Below are 11408 nucleotides of genomic sequence, written 5' to 3' on the forward strand. Positions count from 1 at the left end.
CATGACCGTCAACACTCGCTCCCGGCCCTTTCGGTCGCCTCGAACGCCGAGCGCGCCGATCCCATGTTGGGATCGGCGCGCTCGGCGTGCGGGTTGAAGGGGGTTGCTTCAGCCTAGTCCAGGTAGAAGGAGGTGACGACCTTGTGCTTCTCCTGGGCGTACTTGACCGACTCCATGAGGGTGTGGCTGGAGTGGTAGAGGAAGCAGATGAGCTGCTGACAGCTGTCGATGATCTCCTGGTTGCACATCTGCGAGGCCTGCGCCAGGGTCAGCAGGCGGCGCTCGGAGTGCTCGCGCACGTTGGGCAGGGTGCTCAGGAGCTCCTGGCTCTCGGCGCTCTGCTGCGACAGGGTCTGGGGCAGGACGACCGTGAGGTTGCCGGGGTTGGCGCGCTGCACGCCCTTGATGACCGCCGAGTTGGTGCCGGCGGCGCCCGAGGTGAGGACGTTGTTGCCGGTGAGCGCCAGCGCGTAGGCGAGCATCTCGATCAGCTGCTGGTGGGTCAACGAGATGTGGCGGGTGCCGAGGATCGCGATCTTCTTGGAGCCGGACGACTGGATCGTCTGGAGCTCGGCCATGAAGGCGTCGACGGTCTGGGGCGAAGCGGTGGTAACGTCCATAGGATGCGGGGTCCCCCTCGAGTGAGTGATAGGTGGTCAGCGATCCCCGGGCCGCCGGGTCAAGGTCTCGACGCCGGCTCTTCGAGCCCATAAACTAAGGATTGTCCCGAGAGAATAGCACGGTTGATTCTCTCCCGTCCAGCGGTTAAGGAGAAGTCATGGCCACCCTCAATCCGGTGCAGCAAGCGGCTGTCGAGCACGTCCAGGGCCCGCTGCTGATCCTCGCGGGGGCCGGATCCGGCAAGACCCGCGTCCTGACTCACCGCATCGCCCACCTGCTGCGCGAGCACCACGCCCGCCCCCACGAGATCCTGGCCGTCACCTTCACCAACAAGGCCGCCAAGGAGCTCAAGGAGCGCCTCGACGTCCTCCTTCAGGCCGACGACATCAAGGCCTACGGCATGTGGGTGGGGACCTTCCACTCGATCTGCGCGCGGATCCTGCGCGAGGACATCGAGCTGCTTGGCGATCGCTACCGGCGCAACTTCGTGATCTACGACGACTCCGAGCAGCTGACGGTGGTCAAGGACGGACTCGCCCGCCTGGCCCTCGACGACAAGGCCTACCCCCCGCGCTCGGTGCTCTCGGCCATCTCGCGCGCCAAGAGCCACGGCCAGGACGTCGCGCGCTACCAGGCCGAGGCCCGCGGCCGCACCGCCCAGGCCATCGGCAGCGTCTACGCCTACTACCAGCAGGAGCTGGTGCGCCAGAACGCCCTGGACTTCGACGACCTGCTGCTGCTGGCGGTCCGTCTCTTCCGGGCGGCCCCCGACGTCCTCGACAAGTACCGCAAGCGCTTCAGGCACGTGCTGGTCGACGAGTACCAGGACACCAACCAGACCCAGTACCAGCTGGTCTCGCTCTTGGCCTCGGGCCACCACAACCTGTGCGTGGTGGGCGACGTGGACCAGAGCATCTACTCGTTCCGCGCCGCGGACTTCCGGATCATCCTGCAGTTCCAGCAGGACTTTCCCGACGCCAGGGTCGTCACCCTCGTGGAGAACTACCGCTCGACCGGCCGCATCCTGGAGGCGGCCAACGCCGTCATCGAAAACAACACCGAGCGCTACCCCAAGGAGCTCTGGACGAGCAACCCCGAGGGCGAGAAGCTCACGGTCTACGAGGCCGAGGACGAGCGGGGCGAGGCCGGCTGGGTGGTCGAGCAGATCCGGGGGCCCTTGCGGCAGGACGGTTACGGCCCCGAGGCGATCGCCGTGCTCTACCGCACCAACGCCCAGTCCCGCGCCTTCGAGGACGAGCTGATGCGCTGGGGCATCCCCTACCGCCTGGTGGGCGGCACCCGCTTCTACGAGCGCCGCGAGATCAAGGACGCCATCGCTTACCTGCGCCTGGCCTTCAACCCCTCCGACGACGCGGCCTTCTGCCGGATCGCCAACGTCCCGCGCCGGGGCCTCGGCGCCACGAGCCTGGGCAGGCTCGAGGAGTTCGCACGCGAGAAGGGCGTCTCCATGCTCGAGGCGGCCCTCGGCGAGGTGAGCGCCCTGGGGCCCAAGCCCCGCAAGACCCTCGCCGACTTTTCCGCCTGGATGATGGAATGGCACCGCAAGAGCGAGGACCTGGGCGTCCACGAGACCCTCGCGCGCATGCTCGACGAGAGCGGCCTCTTGGCCGACTACCGCCGCGACGACACCGTCGAGGGCCGCGCCCGGGTCGAGAACCTGGAGGAGCTGGTGACGGGCGCGCGCCTCTTCTCGGAAGAGAGCGACGATCCTTCGCTGGGGGCCTTCCTGCTGAGCGCGGCGCTCGTCTCGGACGCCGACCAGGCCGCCGAGGGCGAGGCCGTCACCCTCATGACCCTGCACTCGGCCAAGGGCCTGGAGTTCCCCGTGGTCTTCCTGGCCGGGATGGAGGAGGGGCTCTTCCCCCACAAGCGCACCCTCGACCACCCCGAGGAGATCGAGGAGGAGCGCCGGATCTGCTACGTGGGCATCACCCGCGCCCGAGAGCGCCTGTTCCTGAGTCACGCGGGCCGGCGCATGCTCTTCGGCCAGACCCAGTACGCCACCCCCTCGCGCTTTCTGGAAGAGCTGCCCGCGGAGCTGGTGCGGACCATCTCGCGGGTCGTTCCCGACGCGCCGCGCAGGGCGATCGCCCGGCGCGAGGAGGCGTGGCTCGACGAAGGCCTGGATGTTTCATGGTCCGAGGATCCGGGCATAGAGGAGGCGAGGGGCCGTTCACTGCGCCGAGCCCCCTCGAAGCCTCCCGCCGAGGTTTCTGCCCCCTTCGCCATGGGCGATCGCGTCGTTCACCCGGCCTTCGGGCACGGGGTCGTCGCCCGGATCATCGGATCGGGCGAACGAGTCTGCCTCGCGGTCTCCTTCCCCGGCCTGGGCCAGAAGATCCTCGATCTGCGCTTCGCGCCGCTGGAGAGGCTGGACTAGCCAGGCGCTTCGTTTTCGTTTCTCGTTGCCGCGCCCGCAGCAAGGCGGGTGGCGCCGGAGGTGGATGTTGAACCAGAGACCAGGCACCTCGGATCTCCCGCAGGAGATCCAGCTGACCATCCCCATATTGCAGAATATGGAGGTCGCCGCGACCCAGACCGCCGAGGCCGTTGCCGGGTTCATGGACTTCGATTCCGACCAGATCGACGAGCTCAAGCATGCCCTCATCGAGGCCTGCATCAACGCCTTCGAGCACTCCAAGTCCCAGGAGAACAAGGTCTACATCCGCTTCGTGATGCGCCCCGACGACCTGATGGTGGTCATCCAGGACTACGGCCAGGGCTTCGACCGGGAATCGGTGCCCACGCCGGACATCGGCGCCAAGATCGGCGGCAAGGACGACTACAAGCGGGGATGGGGCCTCATGCTCATCGAGAGCATGGTGGACTCCGTCGAGATCGTCTCCGGTGAGACCGGGACGATGATTACCATGATCAAGCTTCGGCAAAAGGGAGGTTCCCAGTGATCAACCAGTTCGCGGTCACCGTGCGCAAGGAGGGCGATTACGCCGTGCTCTACACGGACGGCTACATCAACAACCTCGGCGGCGAGAAGATCGGCGAGGCCGCTCTCGCGTTGCTGGGCGAGGGCGTCAAGCGCCTCGTCATCAACATGGAGAAGTCGACGGTCATCAACTCGATCGGCATCTCCATCCTGATCGAGGTGATCGAGAAGGTGCAGGAGATCAACGGTTCGCTCGCCTTCTGCGGCCTGACCAAGACCATCTCCAAGACCTTCACGATCATGGGCCTCGCCCAGTTCTCCATCATCGCGGAGAGCGAAGAGCAGGCGATCAGCGCCCTGGCCTGAGCCCCCGGGAAGACCTCCTTTTGAAGCCCCGAGCCGGAGAAACCATGGAGCCCGACGTCGAAAACACCAGCGAGCTGCTGGATCGCCTCCTGATCTGCCTGTCGGGTCTGGGGGACATGGCCGCCGAGATCACGAGCAACTCGAACCTGAAGGGCTCCATGCGCACGGTGCTGCGGATGATCAAGGGCACCTTCGCCATCTCGAAGGCCACCATCGTCCAGTGCCAGCCCGAGACCCGCCGCCTGACCATGCTGGCGGCGATCGGGGTCGAGGAGCGGCTGGTGCTCAAGCTGAGCGATCGCGCCGAGCGCTTCTGGCTCTCCAACGACACCCCGCTCGACGCCGAGGCGATGGAGCGCGAGCCCGCCCTGCGCCACTTCCTCGCCCAGAACGAGGACGTGCTCGCGCAGCTGCCGACCACCCTGTGGATCCCCCTGGTCATGAAGGGCCAGTTCTACGGCCTCTTGGTCCTCTCGGACAAGCTGGGCGGCGCGCCGTACTCGGCGACCGACCGGGACCTGCTGGGGGTCATGGCGCGCCAGATCGCGGTCGCGCTCCACAACCACGCCCTCAACTTCAAGCTGGATCTCAAGGTCGTCGAGCTGGAGCGGCTTCACGAGATCTCGAGCATCATCCACTCGAGCCTCAACCGCCAGACCATCGTCCGCGAGCTGGTCGGCAACGCGGTGTCGCTGCTCAACGCGCGGCGCGGCATCCTCATGAGCTACGACGACCACGCCCAGCAGTTCGAGTTCGAGGCCGCCTTCGGCTTCACCTACTGGCCGGTCGGCTCCCGCTTCAAGGTCAGCGAGCTGTGGCTCGAGGACGTGCTGCGCTCGGGCGAGGGCCAGATCTGGCACGACCCGCTCATGATCCCGGCCGAGCTGGACAGCTTCACCTGCCTGGCGGTGCCCATCAAGGTCAGAGACCGGGTGGTGGGCGTCCTTGCCGTCTTCGACAAGGAGGCGGGGATGGGCATCGGCTCGTTCACCGACAGCGATTGCCAGCTCCTCGCGGCGCTCGCGGTCCAGGCCGCGGCCAGCATCGAGAACGCGCGCCTCTACGAGCTCGCCACCGTCGACGGCCTCACCAAGCTCTACATCCGGCGCCACTTCGAGCAGCGCTTCGTCGAGGAGATGCGCCGCTCCCAGCGCTACGGCTCGCCCCTGGGCCTGATGATGATCGACATCGACTTCTTCAAGAAGTTCAACGACAGCTACGGCCACGCCACCGGCGACGAGGTCCTCAAGCTGGTCGCCGCCACCATCCGCAAGTGCGTCCGCGAGGACCTGGACATCCCCGCGCGCTACGGCGGCGAGGAGATGATGGTCCTGATGCCCGAGACCGGCCCCGAGGGCGCCGTGCTGCTCGCCGAGCGCATCCGCCAGGCCATCGAGTCGACGGATTTGCCCGGCCCCAACGGCGAGACCCTGCACGTGGCCGTCTCCATCGGGGTGGCGACTTTCCCCGAGCACGCGACCAGCGAGGATCAGCTGATGGAGCTCGCCGATCAGGCCCTCTACGTCTCCAAGCGCACCGGCCGCAACCGGGTGACGCTCTACGCTCCCGAGGCCACGGCGCACGAGGTTTCTTAGCCATCTTGCACTAGTCCCTCGCTTGGCCCCTCCCTAGCATGGCTTCGCCGGATGCCATCGCAGAGGAGGGGCTTCATGTCGCACCCGATCGCACAGTCGCACGCACAGCCGATCGCAGACCACCTGAGCACCGGGGCTCACCTCCAGCACGCCCAGTTCCCCGTCGAGACCCTGCCTCTCGATGTCGTCGCGCCCCTTCTGGGGCCGGTCACCTGGGGGGCTGTTCTGGCCTCGCTCCTGGTGCTCGGCTACTCCATGCTGCTGGCGCGCAACGTGGTGGCCCAGCCCGCGGGCAACGCGCGCATGCAGGAGATCTCGGGGGCCATCCAGGAGGGGGCCATGGCCTACCTCAACCGGCAGTACCGCACCATCGCGGTGGTCGGGGTGGTGCTGGCCATCCTGCTGGGCTTCGCCTTCCAGAGCCCGGTGCCCACCATCGGCTTCGTGATCGGGGCGGTGTTCTCGGCGCTCGCGGGCTACGTGGGCATGAACATCTCGGTGCGCGCCAACGTTCGCACGGCCCAGGCCGCCGAGAAGGGTCTCGCCTCGGCCCTGTCGGTGGCCTTCAAGGGCGGGGCGGTGACCGGCATGGCGGTCGTGGGCCTGGGGCTTCTGGGCGTGGCGGGGATCTTCCTGGCCCTGTGGAGCGGCCCCGGCGAGGTCGAGCAGTTCAACATGGCCATCGAGGGCCTCGCCTTCGGCGCCTCCTTGATCTCCTTGTTCGCGCGCCTGGGCGGGGGCATCTTCACCAAGGCGGCCGACGTGGGCGCCGACCTGGTGGGCAAGGTCGAGGCGGGCATCCCCGAGGACGACCCGCGCAACCCCGCCGTCATCGCGGACAACGTGGGCGACAACGTGGGCGACTGCGCCGGCATGGGGGCGGACCTCTTCGAGACCTACGTGGTGACCATGGTCGCGGCGATCCTGCTCGGCCAGATGGCCTTCCCCGGCTCGGCGGTGGGGGTGATCTTCCCGCTGGCGCTCGGGGGGGCGGCCATCGTGGCTTCGATCGTGGGGTCCTGGTTCGTCAGGCTCGGCGCCAACAACGCCATCATGGGCGCCCTCTACAAGGGCACCATCGTCTCGACGGTCATCTCGGCGGTCCTGTTCTACTTCATCAACCAGGCGATCACGGGCCAGGTGGCCTACTTCCTGGCCTCGCTGGTGGGGCTCGCGGTCATGGTCCTCATCACGGTGATCACCGAGTACTACACCTCCACGGCGTATCGCCCGGTCCGCGAGATCGCGAAGGCCTCCCAGACGGGGGCCGCCACCAACATCATCGCGGGCCTCGCGGTGGGGATGGAGTCGACGCTCGCCCCCATCCTCGTCATCGCGGGCGGGATCGCCGCGGCCTACTACGCCACGGTGGGGCTGGCCGACACGATCGCAGCGTCGCTGCCCGCGGGGGTGGTGCCGCCCAGCCCGCTCATCGTGGGCACGTACGGCATCGCGATCGCAGCCGTCGCCATGCTCTCGAGCACCGGGATGGTGGTGGCCATCGACTCGTTCGGTCCCATCACCGACAACGCGGGCGGCATCGCCGAGATGAGCCACATGCCGCGCGAGGTCCGCACCATCACCGACAGCCTGGACGCGGTGGGCAACACCACCAAGGCTGTCACCAAGGGCTACGCGATCGGCTCGGCGGGGCTCGCGGCCCTGGCGCTCTTCATCACCTTCACCCAGCGGGTGGACACGGCCTTCGCCGAGGAGGCCGCGCGGCTGGGCAGGAGCTTCGCGCCCATCGCCTACACCCTCCAGGATCCGCTCGTCATCATCGGCCTCTTCATCGGCGGGGTCCTGCCCTTCTTCGCGAGCTCCATGTTCATGAACGCGGTGGGCGAGGCGGCCCAGTCGGTCATCGTCGAGGTGCGCCGCCAGTTCCGCGAGATCCCGGGCATCATGGAAGGAACGGGCAAGCCCGAGTACGGCAAGTGCGTCGACATCGTGACGAAGTCGGCCATCCGGCAGATGCTCCTGCCCGGCTTCCTGGCGGTGGCCGTGCCCCTGGTGGTGGGCTTCGTGGGCGGGCCCAGGGCCCTGGGGGGGGTGCTGGCCGGCGTCATCCTCACCGGCCTCATGATGGCCCTCATGATGGCAACAGGCGGCGGAGCGTGGGATAATGCCAAGAAGTACATCGAGATGGGGGACTTCGGCGGCAAGGGCTCCGAGGCCCACAAGGCGGCGGTGGTCGGCGACACGGTGGGCGATCCCTTCAAGGACACCGCGGGTCCCGCCCTCAACCCGATGATCAAGATCGTCAACATCGTGGCGCTCCTGATGATCGGCCTGATGGTCCACCGCGCCTTCTAGCGCGACTAGCCCTCCGCTCCCTCTCTTCCCCCCGCCCCCCGGTGGGGCGGGAGAGCGTCCAACAATACTGTTCCCTCCAGCCGCCCACGGCGGCCAACGTCGACACATGCCTGGTTTTGTTGGATGCTCTTAGGGGGTGGGGGGATACAATCAAGTTCCTTTGAACTCCGGGAGAGAATCTTGCTCGAGTGGTTGCTCCGGGTCGTCGGCTACCTCAGCCTCTTCGCGGCCGTCTGCTATCTGGTCTATCTCTTCCTCCCCGTGGAGGAGGGGGGCCTGCGCAGCCGCATCGACGCCTGGGCCTCGCGCCTGCTTTCCGGCGACTTCGCCTCGTTCGCCGTGCCGCGAGCGCGCATCGTGCGCCGCACGCCCGCCGAGCAAGGGGCCGCCATGGCGCTGGTCGAGGGCTACGACGCGGACCACGCCGCGCGCATCGCAACCACCGCCCGCCTCCTGGGTGAGGCGGCGGGCCTCGACGCCGAGGCCCTGGCGGCCCTGGCCGAGGCGGCGTACCTTCACGACGTCGGGGAGGCGGACTTCGCCGAGATCCTCGCCAAGACCGCTCCGCTCTCGGTGGAGGAGCGCGATCGCCTGGGATCCCATCCGATCGTCGGCGAGGGGGTGGCGCGCGCCATCGCCGACGAGCCTGACACGGCCTGGTGGGTGCGCTGGCACCACGAGCGCTTCGACGGCACGGGCTATCCGGACGGCCTGGTCGGAGACGAGATTCCCCTGCCCGCCCGCATCCTGGCGGTGGCGGACGCCTTCGAGGCCATCACCCACGCGCGGCCCTATCGCCAGGCGCTCGATCCCCAGGACGCCCTGACGGAGCTTCGGAACCTCGCGGGCCTGCACTACGACCCGCGCCTCATCGCCCTCTTCACCGACAAGGTCTTCCCCGCGCTCGCGGAGGGGCAGCAGGTTTCTGAAGTCGGAAGCTAAGCGCGTCTCAATCAGTCCACGACGCTGACGCCGAGCATGGCGGCGAAGTAGCCGGAGAGCTCCATGAGCTGCCCCGCGTCGATCACCATGCCCTTGAGGTCCTCGGGCCGGGCGCCGATCCCTTCCAGGTGGGCCCCCCTGAAGTCCGCGCCGACGAGCTGCGCTCCGCTCAGCTGCGCGCCGGTGAGGTCGGATCCCGCGAAGCTCACCCCCCGCAGGTCCGCGCCCTGGAAGTCCGCCTCTCGCAGGACGCACCGCTCGAAGCGCGCGCGGTCGAACCTGGCGAAGCGGAACTGGGCGAAGTCGAGCTTGCAGTCCACGAAGCGCACGTCGTGAAACGTTGCCTGGACGGCCTTGAGACCGGTCATGCGCCCTTCGAGCACCTCGACGCGCTCGAGCGAGGCATCCCCCAGGTCCACGTTGGAAAGGTCGCTGCGCTTGAAACGGAGGTCCCGCAGCCTGGCGCGCTTCATCCGTGCCCCCGAGAGGCGCCCCTGCTCGATCAGGACGTGCTCGAGCCTGAGGTCGTCCCCCAGCCCCGCCGAGAAGTCCCACCCGTTCAGGGCGAGGTCGCTCAGCTGCGATCCCTTGCCTATCTCGGGCGGAAAAAGAGGCGCCTGCAGCGTCTCGGAAAGATCCGGCGCCTGGATGCCGAGGGGGGCGGGTTTCTTGCGGGGATTGGCCAAGAGATGGGCTCCTAGAGTAGACCTGCCTGGGTCAGGGTGGTGTCCACGTTGGCGCGGAAGTGCGGGCGCACCTGCTCGTCGTAGAGCTTGCCCAACAGCGAGCCCACGGCGATGCCGCCCAGCATCCCGAGGGCGGTGCCGAGGAAGGGGATGGGGATGAGGGTGCCCACCACGGCGCCCACCACCGAGCCGAGGGTGCCCGCGGCGGTGTAGGCGAAGCCGTCGGCCACGGTGTTGACCGCGAACTGCTTCTTGGTGAGGTTGCCCTGCTGGAGGTCCTGGAAGTTCGAGAAGGCCGCGAGCGGGAAGGAGAGCAGCGCCGAGAGCCCCGCCGTCTTGAGCAGGCCGAAGGGCGAGAGGATCTGCTTGAGCATGCCGCCGAGGGTGGTCTTGTACGCTCCGCCGGCCCGCATGCTGCTGGTGGCGGCAGCCTGGCGCATCTGCGGGATGCGGACGGCAGCGGGAGCGCCCGCTGCGAGGCCAAGCGAGGGAGCGGCAGGGCGCGAGCTGGGCGGATACGAGACCACCGGGCTATTGAGACTGACGGCCATGGGGCACCTCCGAGACGCGGATCGCTTCAAGAGGGATTGTCGGGGCGGGATCCGCCGAGGCGGTAAACTCCTCGGCAAGCTTTCGTTAAGCTTAGACTACCAGCCCTTGAGCCCCCACCAGAACAGGCCCCAGAGCTGCACCAGGGCGCCCGCGAGGGTGACGGCCACGAGCAGCGGGGTCACGCGTCCCTTGGTGCCCGAGGCGATGAGCAGCATGCAGAAGGGCAGGAAGTCGACCGAGTAGCGCCGCCCGAACTGGGCGTAGCCCGACCAGTAGTAGAACAGGTACATGGACAGGATGCCGAGGCAGGCGGCGAGCGCGAGCAGGTCGAGGCGCTTGCGGTAGTCGGCCTTGAGGGCGAAGACCAGCGCGGGCAGCGAGAGGAAGATGCTGAAGCCGTCCATGGTGGGGTCGAACCATGGGAAGCTTGGCAGGCGCTGGGGTAGCTTGAGGAAGTAGCCGTGGAACTCCTGGGCGAAGTAGTTGAGGTGGAAGATTCCCCAGCGCAGGAACTCGCCCGGCGTGGTGTCGACGATGACGCGCTTGTAGCCGTTGTCGAAGGGGGTGCCGAAGCGCGCGGCGTTGTAGAAGGCGTTGAAGGCCAGGAGCGCGCCCAGGGCCGCCGCGAAGGTCGCGGCCTTGTGCCGGAACGACTTGCCCCCCGTGGCGCGGTCGTCGCGCCACAGCATGCCCGCAAAGAAGGGCAACGAGAGGAGCACCGGCTGGCGCGAGAGGACGGCGAGGCCGAAGCCGAGGCCCACCAGCCAGCCGCGCTGCTTGCCCAGCGTCTCGTGGATGGCGAGCATCAGCCCGAGCACCGCGACCACGTGCATCATGGCCCAGGTGTTGCCGCTCTGGCCGCTGTAGAACCAGAACAGGGAGCCCGCCCCGAAGAGCCCCGTCAGCCAGTAGCGCGCCTGGCCGACCACGCCGATGCGCGGCAGGGTGTCGTGCCAGAGGGCGACGGCCACCGCCCCGAGCGCCGCCGAGAACAGTGCCTGGTGGAACCCCAGGCCGAACACGGCGACGAAGGGCAGCATCAGGAGGGCAGGGGCAATGCCGTAGGCCACGTAGGCATGCCCGGCCACGCGGGTCATCTCGAAGTGCTTCGGCGGGTCGATCAGCGCGAAGCTGCCGTGCAGCATGGCGCTCGCCAGGTGGACGTGGGCGTTGTAGGGGGTCCAGCGCAGGGCGCCCGAGAGGGCGTAGAGCCCCCAGAACACGAGGAAGACCCCGAGCAGCTCGTCCCAGGGACGAGGCGGTCGACTCGGAGTCTCGACGAGGGGTAGGGCGCTTTCTTGCGGCATCGAATGCATGACCCCTCTAGAAGTTGTTGCCGAAGGGGTTGGGGATGCCCGTCCCGCCCTCGTTCGGGTTGCGGTTGAAGGGGTTGGCGGGCCTGCCGTCGTTGGGGTCGCCGAAGGC

General features: G+C 68.0%; 10 protein-coding genes. 6 read left to right on the forward strand and 4 right to left on the reverse strand.

All coding sequences use genetic code 11. The annotated features are described in order from the left end of the window. Window positions 1-113 precede the first annotated feature (113 nt). Window positions 114-620 carry a DNA recombination-mediator protein A gene (locus V6D00_14510; GenBank protein ID HEY9900384.1) on the reverse strand — a complete coding sequence of 169 codons (507 nt, stop codon included), beginning with the start codon at window positions 618-620 and terminating at the stop codon, window positions 114-116. 158 nt (window positions 621-778) lie between these two features. On the opposite strand from V6D00_14510, the gene V6D00_14515 reads away from it, so the two are divergent. The 6 genes from V6D00_14515 (at window position 779) to V6D00_14540 (ending at window position 8745) form a co-directional block, all read left to right on the forward strand. Continuing rightward, the gene (locus tag V6D00_14515; protein ID HEY9900385.1) at window positions 779-3022 is read left to right on the forward strand and encodes a UvrD-helicase domain-containing protein; all 2244 of its coding nucleotides are present in this window, start codon (window positions 779-781) and stop codon (window positions 3020-3022) included. Window positions 3023-3089: 67 nt separating this feature from the next. Then, window positions 3090-3548 carry an ATP-binding protein gene (locus tag V6D00_14520; GenBank protein ID HEY9900386.1) on the forward strand — a complete coding sequence of 153 codons (459 nt, stop codon included), beginning with the start codon at window positions 3090-3092 and terminating at the stop codon, window positions 3546-3548. Next, window positions 3545-3892 carry an STAS domain-containing protein gene (locus V6D00_14525; protein ID HEY9900387.1) on the forward strand — a complete coding sequence of 116 codons (348 nt, stop codon included), beginning with the start codon at window positions 3545-3547 and terminating at the stop codon, window positions 3890-3892. Before V6D00_14520 ends, V6D00_14525 begins: the two co-directional genes overlap by 4 nt. Before the next feature lie 44 nt (window positions 3893-3936). Continuing rightward, window positions 3937-5487, forward strand: a complete 1551-nt coding sequence (locus V6D00_14530; GenBank protein HEY9900388.1) for a diguanylate cyclase — start codon at window positions 3937-3939, stop codon at window positions 5485-5487. 75 nt (window positions 5488-5562) lie between these two features. Then, the gene (locus V6D00_14535; GenBank protein ID HEY9900389.1) at window positions 5563-7803 is read left to right on the forward strand and encodes a sodium-translocating pyrophosphatase; all 2241 of its coding nucleotides are present in this window, start codon (window positions 5563-5565) and stop codon (window positions 7801-7803) included. Between the two features lie 180 nt (window positions 7804-7983). Further along, on the forward strand, window positions 7984-8745 hold the full coding sequence (locus V6D00_14540) for an HD domain-containing phosphohydrolase (GenBank protein HEY9900390.1): 762 nt from the start codon (window positions 7984-7986) through the stop codon (window positions 8743-8745). 11 nt (window positions 8746-8756) lie between these two features. Here V6D00_14540 and V6D00_14545 read toward each other — a convergent pair whose 3' ends face one another. The 3 genes from V6D00_14545 to V6D00_14555 all read right to left on the reverse strand — a co-directional run bounded on the left by V6D00_14545 (window position 8757) and on the right by V6D00_14555 (window position 11290). Further along, window positions 8757-9431 carry a pentapeptide repeat-containing protein gene (locus V6D00_14545; protein ID HEY9900391.1) on the reverse strand — a complete coding sequence of 225 codons (675 nt, stop codon included), beginning with the start codon at window positions 9429-9431 and terminating at the stop codon, window positions 8757-8759. 11 nt (window positions 9432-9442) lie between these two features. Further along, entirely contained in the window at window positions 9443-9982 is a 540-nt protein-coding gene (locus tag V6D00_14550) for a hypothetical protein (GenBank protein HEY9900392.1), read from the reverse strand. Between the two features lie 96 nt (window positions 9983-10078). Further along, window positions 10079-11290 carry a hypothetical protein gene (locus V6D00_14555; GenBank protein HEY9900393.1) on the reverse strand — a complete coding sequence of 404 codons (1212 nt, stop codon included), beginning with the start codon at window positions 11288-11290 and terminating at the stop codon, window positions 10079-10081. Window positions 11291-11408 lie beyond the last annotated feature (118 nt).

This window comes from Pantanalinema sp., assembly GCA_036704125.1.
Taxonomy (GTDB): Bacteria; Cyanobacteriota; Sericytochromatia; order S15B-MN24; family UBA4093; genus JAGIBK01.